At 68.9% G+C, this 16,351-nt stretch carries 12 protein-coding genes and 6 tRNA genes; 7 read left to right on the top strand and 11 right to left on the bottom strand.

The features are described 5' to 3' along the window. Positions 1 to 37 precede the first annotated feature (37 nt). Entirely contained in the window at positions 38 to 2,035 is a 1,998-nt protein-coding gene (thrS, locus tag CJ197_RS05870) for a threonine--tRNA ligase (RefSeq protein WP_102235812.1), read from the bottom strand. 117 nt (positions 2,036 to 2,152) lie between these two features. Then, entirely contained in the window at positions 2,153 to 2,584 is a 432-nt protein-coding gene (locus tag CJ197_RS05865; protein ID WP_102236001.1) for an Lrp/AsnC family transcriptional regulator, read from the bottom strand. A gap of 196 nt (positions 2,585 to 2,780) precedes the next feature. Here CJ197_RS05865 and CJ197_RS05860 point away from each other — a divergent pair, with 196 nt between their 5' ends. Both CJ197_RS05860 and ctlX read left to right on the top strand, forming a co-directional pair. After that, a complete protein-coding gene (locus CJ197_RS05860) occupies positions 2,781 to 3,809 on the top strand; it encodes an ornithine cyclodeaminase (protein WP_102235811.1) in 1,029 nt (342 codons plus the stop codon). A gap of 2 nt (positions 3,810 to 3,811) precedes the next feature. Next, positions 3,812 to 4,831: a citrulline utilization hydrolase CtlX gene (ctlX, locus tag CJ197_RS05855; RefSeq protein ID WP_102235810.1), complete on the top strand. Its 1,020-nt coding sequence runs from the start codon at positions 3,812 to 3,814 to the stop codon at positions 4,829 to 4,831. Between the two features lie 104 nt (positions 4,832 to 4,935). Here the strand turns inward: ctlX and CJ197_RS05850 are convergent, their stop codons facing one another. From CJ197_RS05850 to CJ197_RS05810, 9 genes are all read right to left on the bottom strand, one after another. Further along, the gene (locus tag CJ197_RS05850; protein WP_102235809.1) at positions 4,936 to 5,553 is read right to left on the bottom strand and encodes an FMN-dependent NADH-azoreductase; all 618 of its coding nucleotides are present in this window, start codon (positions 5,551 to 5,553) and stop codon (positions 4,936 to 4,938) included. Positions 5,554 to 5,650: 97 nt separating this feature from the next. After that, positions 5,651 to 6,550 carry a sensor histidine kinase KdpD gene (locus tag CJ197_RS05845; RefSeq protein ID WP_102235808.1) on the bottom strand — a complete coding sequence of 300 codons (900 nt, stop codon included), beginning with the start codon at positions 6,548 to 6,550 and terminating at the stop codon, positions 5,651 to 5,653. Next, entirely contained in the window at positions 6,547 to 7,269 is a 723-nt protein-coding gene (locus CJ197_RS05840) for a response regulator transcription factor (protein ID WP_102235807.1), read from the bottom strand. The genes CJ197_RS05845 and CJ197_RS05840 overlap by 4 nt, the downstream gene beginning before the upstream one ends. 57 nt (positions 7,270 to 7,326) lie before the next feature. Further along, positions 7,327 to 7,854, bottom strand: coding sequence for an OmpA family protein (locus CJ197_RS05835; RefSeq protein ID WP_233190667.1), 528 nt, complete (start codon positions 7,852 to 7,854; stop codon positions 7,327 to 7,329). After that, entirely contained in the window at positions 7,851 to 8,555 is a 705-nt protein-coding gene (locus tag CJ197_RS05830; RefSeq protein ID WP_102235806.1) for a hypothetical protein, read from the bottom strand. The genes CJ197_RS05835 and CJ197_RS05830 overlap by 4 nt, the downstream gene beginning before the upstream one ends. 182 nt (positions 8,556 to 8,737) lie before the next feature. After that, positions 8,738 to 8,809: transfer RNA gene (locus CJ197_RS05825), tRNA-Val, on the bottom strand. Between the two features lie 24 nt (positions 8,810 to 8,833). After that, positions 8,834 to 8,904: transfer RNA gene (locus CJ197_RS05820), tRNA-Cys, on the bottom strand. A gap of 73 nt (positions 8,905 to 8,977) precedes the next feature. After that, positions 8,978 to 9,050: transfer RNA gene (locus CJ197_RS05815), tRNA-Gly, on the bottom strand. Positions 9,051 to 9,073: 23 nt separating this feature from the next. Continuing rightward, positions 9,074 to 9,145 (bottom strand) — tRNA-Val (locus tag CJ197_RS05810). A 238-nt stretch (positions 9,146 to 9,383) separates the two neighbouring features. On the opposite strand from CJ197_RS05810, the gene CJ197_RS05805 reads away from it, so the two are divergent. The 5 genes from CJ197_RS05805 to treZ all read left to right on the top strand — a co-directional run bounded on the left by CJ197_RS05805 (position 9,384) and on the right by treZ (position 16,328). Continuing rightward, positions 9,384 to 9,459: transfer RNA gene (locus CJ197_RS05805), tRNA-Gly, on the top strand. Between the two features lie 27 nt (positions 9,460 to 9,486). Beyond that, a tRNA-Val gene (locus CJ197_RS05800) sits at positions 9,487 to 9,558 on the top strand. Positions 9,559 to 9,731: 173 nt separating this feature from the next. Beyond that, on the top strand, positions 9,732 to 11,897 hold the full coding sequence (glgX, locus tag CJ197_RS05795) for a glycogen debranching protein GlgX (RefSeq protein WP_102235805.1): 2,166 nt from the start codon (positions 9,732 to 9,734) through the stop codon (positions 11,895 to 11,897). Positions 11,898 to 11,970: 73 nt separating this feature from the next. Then, positions 11,971 to 14,541 (top strand): malto-oligosyltrehalose synthase, encoded by a 2,571-nt coding sequence (treY, locus tag CJ197_RS05790; RefSeq protein WP_233190666.1) that lies wholly within the window; start codon positions 11,971 to 11,973, stop codon positions 14,539 to 14,541. Beyond that, positions 14,538 to 16,328 carry a malto-oligosyltrehalose trehalohydrolase gene (treZ, locus tag CJ197_RS05785; protein ID WP_102235803.1) on the top strand — a complete coding sequence of 597 codons (1,791 nt, stop codon included), beginning with the start codon at positions 14,538 to 14,540 and terminating at the stop codon, positions 16,326 to 16,328. Before treY ends, treZ begins: the two co-directional genes overlap by 4 nt. Positions 16,329 to 16,351 lie beyond the last annotated feature (23 nt).

Genomic DNA, 16,351 nt, shown 5'->3' with positions numbered 1-16,351 from the left:
TCGTGGCCGCCCGTCCCCTGCACTCCCCCCGCTGGGATCACACCTGCACCTTGTCCCGGATCGCCGTGACGATGCGCTCTACAGCTTCGTCGACGGGGATGCCGTTGTCCTGGGAGCCGTCGCGCAGGCGGAAGGAGACCGCGCCCTTGTCCTGGTCCTCGCCACCGGCGATCAGCAGGTACGGCACCTTCTCCTTGGTGTGGGTGCGGATCTTCTTCTGCATGCGGTCATCGGAGGCGTCCACCTGGACGCGCACCCCGTGCTCGCGCAGCTTCGCGGCGACCTGCTCGAGGTAGGGCACGTACTCAGCGGCCACGGGGATGCCGACCACCTGCACGGGGGCCAGCCACACCGGGAACGCGCCCGCGTAATGCTCGGTGAGCACCCCGAAGAACCGCTCGATGGAGCCGAACAGGGCACGATGGATCATCACCGGGCGCTGGCGGGAGCCGTCGGGCGCGGTGTACTCCAGGTCGAAGCGCTCCGGGAGGTTGAAGTCCAGCTGGATGGTGGACATCTGCCAGGTGCGGCCGATCGCGTCCTTGGCCTGGACGGAGATCTTGGGGCCGTAGAAGGCGGCGCCGCCGGAATCGGGCACGAGATCCAGACCCGAGGCGGTGGCGACCTCCTCGAGCGTGCGGGTGGCCTCCTCCCAGGTCGCGTCATCGCCCACGAACTTCTCGGGGTTCTTGGTGGACAGCTCGAGGTAGAAGTCTTCCAGCCCGTAGTCCTTGAGCAGGTCCAGCACGAAGGTCAGCAGCGTGGTGAGCTCCTCGCGCATCTGCTCGCGGGTGCAGTAGATGTGCGCATCGTCCTGCGTGAAGCCGCGGGCGCGAGTGAGACCGTGCACGACGCCGGACTTCTCATTGCGGTACACGGTGCCGAACTCGAACAGCCGCAGCGGCAGCTCGCGGTAGGAGCGGCCGCGGGAGCGGAAGACGAGGTTGTGCATCGGGCAGTTCATGGGCTTGAGGTAGTAGTCCTGGCCCTGCTTGGTGATCTGCCCGGTCTCGTCACGCTCCTCATCGAGGTGCATGGCGGGGTACATGCCCTCCTGGTACCAGTCCAGGTGGCCGGAGGTCTGGAACAGCTGCCCCTTGGTGATGTGCGGGGTGTTCACGAAGGAGTAGCCGGCCTTCACGTGCTGGCGGCGGGAGTATTCCTCCATCTCCATGCGGATCATCGCGCCCTTGGGGTGGAAGACCGCCAGGCCCGAGCCGATCTCGTCGGGGAAGGAGAACAGATCCAGCTCGCTGCCCAGCTTGCGGTGGTCGCGCCGCTCGGCCTCGGCGATGCGCTCCTGGTGGGCGCGCAGGTCCTCCTTGGTGGCCCAGGCGGTGCCGTAGATGCGCTGCAGCATCGGGTTCTTCTCGCTGCCGCGCCAGTAGGCGGCGGCGGAGCGGGTGAGGGCGAAGCCGTTGCCGATGTGCTTGGTGGTGGGCAGGTGCGGGCCACGGCACAGGTCCGTCCATACCACCTCATCGCGGCGGTTGACGTTGTCGTACATGGTCAGCCCGCCCTCGCCGACCTCAACGGAGGCGCCCTCGGCAGCATCGGCAGCGCTCGACTTCAGGCCGATGAGCTCCATCTTGTAGGGCTCATCGGCTTCCTCGGCGCGGGCGTCATCGTCGGAGATCTCGCGGCGCACGAAGCGCTGGCCCTCCTTGATGATGCGCATCATCTGCTTCTCGAGGGCCTTGAGGTCCTCGGGGGTGAAGGGCTCGGCGACGTCGAAGTCGTAGTAGAAGCCGTCGGTGATGAAGGGGCCGATGCCGAGCTTCGCTGCGGGATTCACCTTCTGGACGGCCTGGGCGAGGACGTGCGCGGTCGAGTGCCGCAGAATGTTCAGCCCGTCTTCGCTGGTGATCTCCACGCCCTGGACGTCCTGTCCGTCCTCGACGGCGGTCGCGAGGTCGCGCAGCTGACCGTCGATCCGCAGGGCGATGATCTCGGAGCGGCCCGTGAACAGCTCGGTGCCCGTGGTCCCGGCGGTCGTGGCGTGCGGAGTGCCATCGAGGGTGATGCGGATGTCCATGGCGGACGGGGGCTGATTCACGGTGCTGTTCTCCTTGGATCGGGTCGATCCGACCGACGATGCCGGATCCACCCGTGATCGTAGCCGCCTCAGCGGGCGCGCCGCACTGCGGCGTGCTCAGCGCAGCACGGAGCTCAGCAGCAGTGACGTCTCAGAGTTGACCACGCCCTCGATGGCGCGCAGGCGCCGCAGCACCGCATCGAAGGCCGGCAGGTCTCGGCAGACGATCTCCGCCACCAGATCCCAGCCGCCGTTGGTGGTGTGCAGTGCCTGGATCTCCTCGAAGCCGCGCAGGTGGCGGATCACCCGGTCGGTGGTGCGCCCCTCGACCTCGATGAAGCTCACGGCCCGGACCTGGCCGAGCGCTGCAGGCTCACGCACCCGCACCGTGTACCCGGTGATCACGCCCCGCGCGGCGAGGGCATCCATGCGCGCGGTGACGGTCGCGCGGGAGACGCCCAGGCGCTCGGCCAGGTGCGTGATGGGAGCGCGTCCGTCGGTGCGCAGCGCTGCCAGGAGCCGCTGATCGAGGTCGCTGAGGGCTGACATGAACAGCATGCTAATCAGACCCCGACACATTGCGAAGCTATGGCGAAAATTTCGCGCACGTCGCCTCTTGAGCACGCACTTCGTTCTCCGTAGCGTCGGGCCAAGCGTGCCCAGGTGCTGCGCGAGGCACCGCACGCTGACTGGAACTGCACGATGACTGGACCAGGGCACGACGAGGTGCCGGGAAGGATGCGAGATGACCGATCTGCTCGATGTGGCCGCGATGGCGCGCTGGATTCAGCGCGATGGTGCGGAGGCGATCCTGCGCGGCATGGCGCAGTACGTGGAGGATGACTACCGGCGCTTCGACCGCTTCGACAAGACGCCGCGCGTGGCCTCCCACACCCCGTTCGGCGTGATCGAGCTGATGCCCACCTCCGATGGTGAGCTGTACTCCTTCAAGTTCGTCAACGGTCATCCGCTGAACCCGGCGCGCGGGTTCCAGACCGTGACAGCCTTCGGCGCCCTGGCGGATGTGGACAACGGGTACCCGATCTTCCTGGCGGAGATGACACTGCTGACGGCGCTGCGCACCGCGGCGACCTCCGCGATGGCCGCGAAGCACCTGGCCCGGCCGGACTCCCGCATCAGCGCGATGATCGGCTCCGGCTCGCAGTCTGAGTTCCAGGCCCTGGCGATGCGGGCGGTGCTGGGCATCGAGGATTTGCGGATTTACGACATCGATCCCGCGGCGATAGACAAGATGTGCCGCAACCTCGAGCCGCTGGGCTTCCGGATCCACCGCGCCGACTCGCCGCAGGAGGCCGTCCAGGGCGCGGACATCGTCACGACGTGCACCGCGGACAAGGCTCTCGCCACGATCCTCACCGACGACATGGTCGCCCCCGGCATGCACCTGAACGCGATCGGCGGGGACTGCCCTGGCAAGACCGAGCTGGAGGCCGCGGTCCTCGACCGCGGACCGGTGTTCGTGGAGTTCACGCCGCAGACCCGGATCGAGGGCGAGATTCAGCAGAAGGAGCCCGACTTCCCCGTCGTGGAGCTGTTCGAGGTGCTCTCGGGGGCGCATCCGGGCCGCGAGAGCGCCGAGCAGGTCACGATCTTCGACTCCGTGGGCTTCGCGGTCTCCGACTTCGCGGGGCTGCGCTACGCGCGCGAGGCGAACCTCGGCACCGAGCTGATGGGACAGGTGGACCTGGTGGCGGATCCCGAGGATCCCAAGGACCTGTTCTCCCTGGTCGCTGCCCTCAGCCCGGTGGGCTGAGGATGAGCCTCACGGACGTGCTCTCCCCCGTCCGAGGTGCCCAGGTTCCGCTCACCGACGCGGATGCGCGCGCGGCCCGCGCGGCGGATGCCTCCGGGCTGCGCACGGCGCAGTCGCCATCGGCCGTGTTCCTGGTGCGCCCCCACCACTTCACCCCGAACCCGGTCACGCGGGCGGACAACGCCTTCCAGCGCCTGGCCGACGGCAGCCCCGCAGACGTCGCCGCGCGAGCTCGCGCGGAGGTGACGGCCCTCGCGGCGGCGCTGCGGCGGGCCGGTGTCGCGGTGACGGTGTTCGACGACGCCTCGGCCCGCCGCCCGGACAGCGTGTTCCCGAACAACTGGATCACCACCCACGCCGACGGGACGGTGTGCCTGTTCCCGCTGTACGCCCCGAACCGTCGTCCCGAACGACGTGGTGATGTGCTGCGACGCCTGCGCCAGGGCTTCGTGGTGCGCCGCGTGGTGGACTACTCCCCCGGCGAGGAGGACGGCCGGTTCCTCGAGGGCACCGGCGCGATGGTGCTCGACCATGTGCACCGGGTGGCCTACGCCTGCCGGTCCCGGCGGATGGACGAAGAGCTGCTGGCGGAGTTCTGCCGTGACCGCGGCTACGTGCCGCTCGTGTTCGATGCGAGCGATGCGACGGGCGTGCCCGTATACCACACGAACGTGCTCATGAGCATCGGCGAAGAGATCGCCGTGATCGGCGCGGAGATGATCCGGGACCAGATCCAGCGCGAGCGGGTGCTGCACGCGCTGCGCGAGAGCGGCCGCACCGTGGTCGAGCTGACCGAGGCGCAGGTGCGCTCCTTCGCGGGGAACTGCAAGGAGCTGACTGGCCGCGGCGGCCCGGTGCTGGCGATGTCCACCACCGCCCATGCCTCGCTGCAGCCGGATCAGCTGGCGATGCTGGAGGCGCATGTGCGCGTGCTCGCGCAGCCGGTGCCGACGATCGAGGCGGCCGGCGGATCCGTACGCTGCATGATCGCGGGACTGCACCTGCAGCGCCGCGCGCAATGATCAGCGCGCCGGGCCGGGCTGAGACCAGCCCAGCCCGGCGCGCCGATCGGCCAGAAGCTCTGTGCGGCCAGAAGCTCTGTGCGGCTAGAAACACTCTTCTGCGGTCACAGGCTCGCCGCGAGCTCTCGCACCGCAGCAAGGGCCTGCTGCATGATCTCCTCGGCCCGGTCCGGTTCGTGGTCCATGCCCTCGGCGGCGTAGGACTCCACCTCGCAGCCCAGGAAACGGAACATTCCTGCGACGTACTGCGTGGCAGGATCCTGCTGGTTGAAGTGACCGCCGCTGGCCTGCAGGTGAACGACCTTCTTCCCGGTGATCAGGCCCTCGGGCTCCCCGGACTCGTTGTAGCGGAAAGAGATGCCGGAGCGGCAGACGGTGTCGATCCAGGCCTTCAGACGGGTGGGGATCGAGAGGTTCCACAGGGGGTTGGCGATCACCACGAGGTCCGCAGCGAGGAACTGCTTCGTGTACTGGTCGAACAGCGCGAGCTTGTTCTGCTGCTGCGCCGAGAGATGCGAGAAGTGCTCCCCCGCGGCCTGGGCCTCCCATGCGCTCATGAGGTCGAGGTCGATCTCCGGGACGGCGGTGTCGTACAGCCGGACCTCATCCACCGCGGCATTGGGATGTGCACTGCGCAGCCCCTCGAGAAAAGCATCGGTCATGGCCATGGAACGGGACTTGTCGGAGCCCAGGGGGTGGGCGCGGATGACGAGGACTCGCATGATGTCTCCTTCGACGTCGTACCCGGCGTGCGCCGAGCTGGATGTGCGGCTCGCAATCACCCTACGTGAGGAGCCTCACGTGTGCACCCGTTCCCACTCAGCCTCCTGCGGGTGCGGCCGGCAGGCGCAGCGTGACTGTAGATCCCTGGCCGTGCCAGGAGGCGAGGTTTGCCGTACCGCCGTGACGCTCCATGATCGCGCGCACCATGGGCAGTCCGAGTCCGGAACCTTCCGTCCCCCGCACCTCGCGGGAGCGTTCGAGCTCCTCCCACACCAGGGCCAGCTCATCGGCCGGGATGCCGCGCCCGGTATCGGCGATCTCGAGCACCACCTGGCCGTCCTCCTCGCGGCCCCGGATCTCGATCGCGTCCCCGGGCGCGGAGTACTTCACAGCGTTGGTGAGCACATTGCTGAGTGCCAGGAACAGCAGGTCGGAGTCCGCGCTCACCGGTGGCAGCGGACGGGGTGCTCGCGGCAGGGAGATGCCGAGCCGGCGCTGGGATGCGCCGGGCAGTTCCCCGGCGCAGAGCACCACCTCATCGACCAGTTCGGCGAGGTTGACGGTGGAGCGCTCCAGCGTGGCGTGCTCCACCTCGCTGATCTTGCGCAGATCCCCCAGCAGCCCGCTGAGGCGGCGAGCCTGCAGGTCGATGCTGGCACGCTGCCGGTCGGAGGGTTCATCGGCGAGCGCCGCCCGGATCCCCTGGATGGGGTTCTTCATCTCGTGATCCAGCCGGGCCAGCAGTCGTCGGCGCCGTTCCGCATGCTCCTGCTGAGCTTCGGCGCGGACATGCTCCTCGCGCCGGCGCACAAGCGCCCCGACGGCGAGGGTGGGCAACAGGGCGAGGGCGGCGAGGAGCCCCACCAGCACCGGAACCCAGGTGAGGGAGCCGGTGATGCGGTAGTCAGGGCCGCCGCCGAGCAGCCACCACACCAGGCTCGTCACCAGGCCCAGTGCGGGCAGGGCGAGCAGAGCGGACAGGAGGAAGCGCCTCATGCGCGCTCCACCGCAGCCAGGAAGCGATACCCCGTGCCGGGAACGGTCTCGAGGTAGATCGGGGTGGAGGGATCGTCCTCGAGCACGCGGCGGATCTCAGCGATGCGGTGGTCTACCGCGCGCGTGGTGACGATCGACTCGAAGCCCCACACGCGTTCCATGAGGCGCTCCCTGCTGAACACCTCGTCGGGATGGCTCATGAGGAACTCCAGCAGCGCGAATGCACGCGGCGTGAGCGCCCTTTCCCGTCCGTCCAGCAGCACGCGCCGAGCGGGGCGCTCGAGCCGCACGTTCCCAGCCACCAGGGCCTCGGCCGCGCTCAGGGGCGCTACCCCGGCGATGCTGCGGCGCAGCACCGCGCGAATGCGGGCCAGCAGCTCGAGGGGGTCAAAGGGCTTGGTGAGGTAGTCATCGGCCCCCTCATCCAGCGCGGCGGCCCGCTCGAAGGTCTCCCCCACCTCGGTGAGCAGGATGACGGGCAGCCAATCTCCTTCGGCGCGGATGCGCCGCAGGGTCTCGCGGCCGTCCAGCACGGGCATGAGCACATCGAGGATCACGAGGTCCGGGCGCCGCGAGCTGATGCGGCGCAGGGCATCGGCACCGTCGATGGCCGTAGTGACCTCGAGGCCGTTGCGCTCGAGCACCGGGCCGAGATGCTCGCGGATCGTCGCATCGTCGTCGACGAGAAGGATCCTCGGCCGAGTAGCGGGAGGGAGCATCGGTGTCCTTCCGGTCAGGATCCGGTTGCGGGGCCGGCAGCCCCGCCCGGTTCAATGTCAGCCGTCATAGCGGATCTCCACCCGACGGTTCTGGGCGCGGCCATCGGGCTCGTCATTGCTGGCCACCGGGTCGGCTTCGCCGTGTCCGGTGACCTTCGGCTTCAGATCCGATCGCGATGCGGTGATCGCATCGGCCACCGCCTGCGCACGCTCCTTCGACAGCACGTCGTTACCGCGCTGGTAGGGCACATTGTCGGTGTACCCGTCGACGAGGATCTCCACCCCCTTCGGGACATCCTTCACGAGCTTCCCGATCTTGGCGGTCGCCGCGTCACTGAGGTCGCTCTTGCCGGTCTCGAACAGGATGTCGGAGGCGAGGGTGATGACCGTGTCCTCACCGTCGCGGTCGACGGTCTCCAGCGGCGTGATCTGCTTGTCCAGCGGGGCGATCATCGGGTCCAGGGGCGAGATGTTCTCCTCGCCATCGGCGAGGGCACGGCCGGCCAGTCCCACGGCGGCAAGGCCGAGCAGCATGACGGCTCCGCGTCGGCTCCAGGTGGCCTGCGGGGCGGGTGCGGCGCTCATCCTTCGATCTCCACGTCGGTCGCCATCGGAGCGCCGTCGACCAGGTTGACATCCATCGTGGTGACGTCCTTCGGCGGGGCGGCGAACATGGCGAAGGCGTAGAACGTCTGCCCGGGCAGGAATTCCGTTCCCTGGTACTCGGTCTGCGTGTACTGGTTCTGGTCGGACTTCATGACACCGTGGCGGTTGAGATTCACGGTGTCCACCGCGAACGGGTTCCAGCCCTGGCCCCCCAGGTAGTCCCAGAGCCAGGAGGACTCGACGTCCTTCGCTGAGGAATTGACGAGGAAGCTGAAGGTGGCGATGAGGGTCTCGCCGCTGCGGCGCAGGCCGTACAGCGAGACGGTCATCGTCGCCTCGGGGTCGCCGTCCACGACGGCAGGGATCTCGGCGGTGAAGACGGGCTCTCCGAGGTCGGCCGGGTTCACGCCCGCGGCCTGCGTCTCCTCATCGATGACGGTGTCTTCATCGCCGCCGCCGTCAGAGGCGGCCGGCTCGGTGCCGTCCTGCGGTCCGCTGCCGTCGGACGGCTCCTGCCCGTCCTCCTGCGGGGCGTTCTCGCCCTCTCCCCCAGAGACACCGGAGTCCTTCTTCTCCTCGCCGAGGCTCAAGGAGCAGCCGGTGAGGCTCGCCGCGCCGAGCAGCGCGAGCGCAACAGCTCCGCGGCGCGACATGACGGATGTGCGTGCGGCCGTGGTCATGGTGGTCCTCCCCCATCGTGATGCGCGGCGTCTCCGCGCTGACGAGTAGGAGACTACGTATCGTCCGGCGGAGAAACGTCGCATCGGTGTACCAGGTGCGGCGCGTCTGTCGCAGTCCTGCGACACGAGGTTATCCGGCATGCGACAGGGCCCCGATCCGAAGATCGGGGCCCTGCTTCCCGTGCGCGATACTGGGATCGAACCAGTGACCTCTTCCGTGTCAGGGAAGCGCGCTACCGCTGCGCCAATCGCGCCGACGACGCCTGCGCGTCGCGGAGAGGTGGGTACGGGATTCGAACCCGTGTACACGGCTTTGCAGGCCGTTGCCTAACCACTCGGCCAACCCACCAGGGAGATGGCGTGCGCCGCCCCTCCATGCGAAACGGCGCTCCCGACGGGATCGTCGAGGCGCCGTTCCTCGGAGCGGACAACCGGATTCGAACCGGCGACCCTCACCTTGGCAAGGTGATGCTCTACCAGCTGAGCTATGTCCGCACGGGGGATCCGTGGATCCCGCGTGGGCGATACTGGGATCGAACCAGTGACCTCTTCCGTGTGAAGGAAGCGCGCTACCGCTGCGCCAATCGCCCTCGGTGCGCCCGCTCGGAAGCGGACTCGAAGAAGCCTACACGCTTTTCGGTGCGGTTCACGCCAGATCCAGTGTGACCTACATCCGATCCACTGCCGGTGAGTCCCCAGGACTCACCCCCGGTGACCTCGGCCACGGCCGGCCCCGCGCATTTGCCTCGAGCCATCGATGCGGACTACTGTTCTTCCTCGTCGGTCATGCCGCCGAGCACACCCCGCTCAGCACAGCGCCTGACACCTGCGGACGTAGCTCAGTTGGTAGAGCATCACCTTGCCAAGGTGAGGGTCGCCGGTTCGAATCCGGTCGTCCGCTCCATCCCTCCCTCGCGTCCTCGGACGCAGCGGGCGATTGGCGCAGCGGTAGCGCGCTTCCCTGACACGGAAGAGGTCACTGGTTCGATCCCAGTATCGCCCACGCCCTGAACGGCCCCGGTAGCTGCCGGGGCCGTTTCTGTGCTCTCCCCGCTGCCCTGCGCATCACCCCGCGATGGTCATCCAGGTCACGCGGAGATGTCCACCAGGTGACCGACCCCGCACAGACACGCTGCAACCACCGGGCCGGGCGATGATGGCACGTACTCTGAGCCCATGCAGATCTGGACCGGACAGTCCTACCCCCTGGGTGCCACCTTCGACGGCTCGGGCACGAACTTCGCACTCTTCTCGGAGGTCGCCGAGCGCGTCGAACTGTGCCTCATCGACGATGACGGCAGCGAGCGTCGCATCGAGGTCACCGAGGTCGACGCCTACGTGTGGCACGTCTACCTCCCCGCGGTGCAGCCCGGTCAGCGATACGGCTACCGCGTGCACGGCCCTTACGACCCGGCCTCCGGGCACCGCTGCGACCCCAGCAAACTGCTGCTGGACCCGTACGCGAAGGCGATCGCCGGCATGGCCTCCAACCATCCTTCGCTGTACAGCTACGACTTCGATGACCACGCCCAGCGCAACACCGAGGACTCCGGTGCGCACACCATGCACTCCGTCGTGGTCTCGCCCTACTTCGACTGGGGCAACGATCACCCCCCGGCCCATGAGTACCACGACACCGTCATCTACGAGGCCCACGTCAAGGGCCTGACCATGCAGCACCCGGACATCGATGAGTCGATCCGGGGCACCTATGTGGCGATGGGTCACCCGGCGATCATCGAGCACCTCAAGGAGCTGGGTGTCACGGCGGTGGAGCTGATGCCCGTGCACCAGTTCGTCCAGGACGGCCACCTGGTGGAGAAGGGCCTGCGCAACTATTGGGGCTACAACACCATCGGCTTCTTCGCCCCGCACAACGAGTACGCCTACGCCGGGGACGCGGGTCAGCAGGTCCAAGAGTTCAAGCAGATGGTGAAGAACCTGCACGAAGCGAACATCGAGGTGATCCTCGACGTGGTCTACAACCACACCGCCGAAGGCAACCACATGGGCCCCACCCTGTGCTTCCGCGGCATCGACAACGCCGCCTACTACCGCCTGGTGGAGGAGGACCGCTCCCACTACTACGACACCACCGGCACCGGGAACTCGCTGCTCATGCGCACGCCGCATGTGCTGCAGCTGATCATGGACTCGCTGCGGTACTGGGTGACCGAGATGCACGTGGACGGCTTCCGCTTCGATCTGGCCTCCACGCTCGCCCGGGAGCTGCACGAGGTGGATCGCCTGTCGGCGTTCTTCGACATCATCCAGCAGGATCCGATCATCTCCCAGGTGAAGCTGATCGCCGAGCCGTGGGATCTGGGCGAGGGCGGCTACCAGGTGGGCGGCTTTCCACCGCTGTGGTCGGAGTGGAACGGCAAGTACCGCGACACAGTGCGGGACTTCCACCGCTCTGAGCCGGGCAAGCTCGCCGACTTCACCTCGCGTCTGGCCGGCTCGTCGGATCTGTACCAGCACACCGGCCGCACCCCGATCGCCTCGATCAATTTCGTCACCGCGCACGACGGTTTCACCCTGCGGGACCTGGTCTCCTACAACGACCGCCACAATGAGGCCAACGGCGAGGGCGGCAACGACGGCGAGAGCCACAACCGTTCGTGGAACTCCGGCGCCGAAGGGCCGACGGAGGATGCGGACGTGCTGGCGCTGCGCACCCGTCGGGCGAAGAACCTCATGGCCACGCTGCTGCTCAGCCAGGGCGTGCCGATGATCCTGCACGGCGACGAGATGGGCCGCACCCAGGACGGCAACAACAACACCTACTGCCAGGACAATGAGCTGTCCTGGATGGACTGGGACCTGGATGCACACCAGCAGGACATGCTGGCCTTCACCCGGGAGATGATCGCCCTGCGGCAGGAGCATCCGATCTTCCGGCGGCGCCGCTTCCTGCAGGGCACGGTGCGCGACGGCGCCGAGAGCGAACTGCCGGATGTGGAGTGGTTCGCCACCGACGGGGAGCCGATGACCCAGGAGGACTGGGACGAGGCGCAGAACAAGTGCCTGACCATGTTCCTCAACGGCTCCGCGATCCCCGAGCCCAATCAGCGCGGCGAGCAGATCGTGGACGACTCCGCCCTGGTGATGTTCAACGCCTCCGGCAATGACGTGAACTTCACCCTGCCGCCCGCGCATCACGGGGAGCAGTGGGAGGTGGTCCTGGGCACCGGCGACACGATCGACGTGGGCACCACGCTCGAGGCCGGCGCGACGCTGACCCGACCGGGCCACTCCCTGCTGATCCTCCTGCGTCCGCCAATGGACCTGGACGCCGAGGAGACCGAGAGCGCGGACACGGACCGTCCGGCCCGCGCCTGAGACCAACCTGCCCCGTCGGCCGGGCTGCGCCAGCGCGCCCGGCCGACCAGCCGTCGAGCCGAGGAGCCCCATCGTGAGCACCGCACCCGCCGCCCCCACCTCCCTGACCTCCACTCCGCCCGCTGCGCCTGCCGCCCCCACGTCGACCTACCGGCTGCAGCTGAGCGCGGAGTTCACCGCCGATGACGCGGTGCGGGTGGTGCCGTATCTGGCGCGGCTCGGCGTCGGGCACCTGTTCTGCTCACCCGTCCTGCAGGCCGCGCCCGGGTCGATGCATGGCTATGACGTCGTGGACCACACGCGCATCAGCGCGGAGATCGGCGGTGAGGCGGCCCTGCGGCGCCTCGCCGCGCAGGCGCATGACCACGGCATGGGCCTGATCGTCGATGTGGTCCCCAACCACATGGCGATCCCCACCCCGATCTGGCACAACCGCGCCCTGTGGTCGGTGCTGCGCGAGGGCCCCGCCTCCCCGTACGCGGCGTGGTTCGACGTAGAGCTCTCGGCCGAACGGTCCCTGCTGGTGCCGGTGCTGGGCCGCCCGATCGGCGCGGTCCTCGCCGATGGTGAGATCGCCCTGGATGAGGTCGATGTGCCGCAGGCCGACGGGTCGGTGCGCACCGAGACGGTGGTGCGGTACTTCGAGCACGTGCTGCCGGTCGCGGAGGGCACCGAGCATCTGGGGCTCGCGGATCTGCTGGATCGCCAGTGGTACCGCCTGGCGTACTGGAAGGTCTCCGATGAGGAGCTGAACTACCGGCGCTTCTTCGATGTGAACACCCTCGCGGCGGTGCGAGTGGAGGACCCCGAGGTGTTCGCGGCCACCCATGAGCTGCTGCTGGGCCTGCAGGCTGAGGGCGTGATCGACGGCTACCGCATCGACCATCCCGATGGGCTCGCCGATCCGCGCGGCTACCTGCGGGATCTGCACGCAGCCTCCGGGGGCGCCTGGACGGTGGTGGAGAAAATCCTGGAGGGCGAGGAGCATCTGCCCTCCGATTTCCCCTGTGCGGGCACCACGGGCTATGACGCGCTATGGCGCGTGGGCGGGCTGTTCCATGATCCGCATGGCGCGCTGGGGCTGACGCATCTGTGGCAGCGTCGCACCGGGGATCTGCGCCCCTTCGCGGAGATCGCCCGGGAGTCTGCGGCGCTGATCATGTCCACCAGCCTGTGGGCGGAGATCGAGCGGCTGACCACGCTGATCCACCGCATCTGCCAAGAGGACATCCGGCTGCGGGACACCACGCGGCGGAACATCCAGACCGTGATCGTGGCGCTGCTGGGGTCGATGGATCGCTACCGCGCCTACATCGTGCCCGGGGAGCCGGCGCCCGGATCCGAAAGGGCGGTGCTCGAGCAGGCGGCGGCCCGGGCCCGCACCGAGCTGGGGGACGATGAGGATCTCACGGCGACGCTCGAGATCGTGCTGGCGCTCGTGTGCGGCGATGAGGTGGGCAGCGCGGGCCGCACCCGGCGCGCCGAGCGCGACGAAGTGGTGGTGCGCTTCGCCCAGACCTGCGGGCCAGTGCACGCCAAGGGCCTGGAGGACACCGCCTTCTACCGCTACACCCGCTTCGCGCCGGTGACGGAGGTGGGCGCGGATCCGGAGCGGATCGGCGTGGAGCCCGATGAGCTGCACGATCACGCCCAGCACATGCTGCGCACCTACCCCGATGCGATGACGACGCTGTCCACGCATGACACCAAGCGCAGCGAGGACGTGCGCGCACGCCTGGCGGTGCTGACGGAGCTGCCGCTCGAGTGGTCCCTGGTGGTTCAGGAGCTGGATCGCACGACGAGTGCGCACCGTGGCGACCGCGTGGATGGCGCGATCGAGCTGCTGCTGTGGCAGGTGCTGGCTGGCTGCTCCCCGCTGCCCGGCTGTGACGCGCCGCCGCTGGATGCCGAGCGGCTCGAGAGCTACCTCGCCAAGGCGATGCGCGAAGCGAAAGTGCACACCACCTGGACTGAGCAGGACGCCGACTATGAGCAGCAGGTCCAGGATTTGGGCCGCGCCGCGATCACCAGTGCGGAGGTCGCCGAGATCCTCGCGCAGTGGAACCGCCGCACCGCGAGCGCGCAGCGCGCCGCGATCCTCGGGCAGAAGCTCGTGCAGCTGACAATGCCGGGCGTGCCGGATGTGTATCAGGGCAATGAGCGGGTGGACTTCTCCCTCGTGGATCCCGATAACCGCCGCCCGGTGGATCATGCCGCGCATGCCGAGCGCCTGGTCCGCATGATCGACGGTGCCGGGCCGGAGGGGCTCGGCGATGAGAAGCAGTGGCTGACGCATCGGGCGCTCGTGCTGCGCAGGGAGCGGCCCGAGCTGTTCCGCGGCCGGGAGGCCTCCTACCGTCCGCTGCCCACGACCACCGCGCACGCCGTGGCTTTCGGTCGCGCCGTCGCCGACGGGCCGGTGGAAGCAGTCACCGTGGTCACGCGCCTGGCGAGCGGCCTTGAGCGGCGCGGCGGCTGGGGCGAGAACTGGATCGCCCTGCCTGAGGGGCGGTGGCGCGACCTGCTCACCGGGGCCGAGCATGACGGCGGACGCCTGCCCCTCGCCGAGCTGCTCAGCGGCTGGCCGGTGGCGCTGCTCGTGCCGGCCGCTGCCCCGTCGGCCGCGCCGGAGACCACCCGATGAGCCGCCCCGTGCCGGAGCGTGCCTACGACCGCTACGAGGTGTGGGCCCCCGCCGCGTCCGCTGTGGACGTGCAGGTGGAGGGGGTCATCCATCCGCTGCGCCCGTGTGGCCAGGGGTGGTTCGAGTTGCCTGATCGGCCGGCCCGGCCCGGGGAACGCTACGCTTTCCGGCTCGATGGCGGGCCGCTGTGGCTGCCGGATCCGCGCTCGCTGTCCCAGCCCGACGGGGTCCATGCGCCGTCCGAGGTGGTCGATCCGCGGGCCCTGCGGGAAAACGTCGGCTGGCGGGGCGCTGACCTGCGCGGGGCGGTGCTGTACGAGCTGCACGTGGGCACGTTCACGCCCGGCCCGGACGGCCGCGGCGGCACCCTGGACAGCGCGATTGAGCGTCTTGATGAGCTGGTGGACCTGGGAGTGGACGCGGTAGAGCTCATGCCGGTGGCGACTTTCCCCGGTTCCCGCGGCTGGGGATACGACGGGGTGGGCCTGTATGCGACGCATGCCGCCTACGGGGGCCCGGCGGCGCTGGCCCGTTTCGTCGCGGCGGCGCATCGGCGCGGCCTCGCGGTGCTGCTCGATGTGGTGCACAACCATCTGGGGCCTTCCGGGAACTACCTGGGCATGTTCGGCCCGTATTTCACGGAGCACTACCAGACCCCGTGGGGCGATGCGGTCAACCTCGACCAGGAGGGCTCCGCGCAGGTGCGTGCCTTCCTGCTGGGCAGCGCCCGGCAGTGGCTCGTGGACGTGGGGGTGGATGGCCTGCGGCTGGATGCCGTGCATGAGCTGCGCGATGAGGAAGCATCGCAGCCTTTCCTCGCCGAGCTCGCCGATGCCGTCACCGCCTGGGAGGAGGAGACCGGACGGCCCCTCACCCTCATCGCGGAATCGGATCGCAATCAGCCCACGACCGTCTCGCCTACTGCTGTTGGCGGGCTCGGGATGGATATGCAGTGGGCCGATGATGTGCACCACGGGGTGCATGCGTGGATCACCGGCGAGCGCCAGGGCTACTACGGCGATTTCGGGTCCGCCGAGGCACTGGCGAAGGTCCTGACGGGCATGTTCCTGCATGACGGCAGCTACTCCTCCTTCCGCGGGCAGACGTGGGGTGCCCCGGTGGATCCCGCGAGCACCGACTATGACGCGCATTCCTTCGTCACCTTCCTGCAGGACCACGACCAGGTGGGGAACCGGGCGGCCGGTGACCGCATTCACCATGGCCTGCCGCCAGCGCTGCATGCGGCTGCGGCCGCGCTGATCTTGCTGGGGCCGGGCACGCCGATGCTGTTCCAGGGGGAAGAATGGGCGGCCTCGACGCCGTTCCCCTTCTTCACCGACCATGACGAAGAGCTTGGCCCCCTGGTCAGCGCTGGCCGGGCCGAGGAGTTCGCGGCGATGGGCTGGTCCGATCCGGTCCCGGACCCGCAGCAGGAGCAGACCTTCACCTCCGCGCTGCTGCGCTGGGAAGAGCGGGAGCAGGCCCCGCATGCGGTGATGCTGGAGTGGTATCGCACGCTGCTGCGGCTGCGGCGCGAGCACGAGGACCTGCGCGACCCGGATCTGCGCTCCGCGGAGGTGACCGTGCTGGGCGAGCAGACCGTGCTGCTGCGCCGCGGGAGCATCGGCGTGCTCGCCCACCAGGGAGAGCAGCCGCTCGAGGCGGCGCAGGTGCTCGATCAGGCCGGGATCTCTGCGGCCGATGGGGTGCTCGCGAGCTTCGGCGCCGATGCCGCAGATCCGGGGTACCTCCCAGGCCCGGGCGTGATCGTGCTGCAGCTCGCCTGACCGGCACTGCCCGCCACGGGGCC

Source organism: Brachybacterium sp. UMB0905 (assembly GCF_002871795.1).
GTDB lineage: Bacteria > Actinomycetota > Actinomycetes > Actinomycetales > Dermabacteraceae > Brachybacterium.
This window is presented reverse-complemented; position numbering and strand designations above follow the sequence as displayed.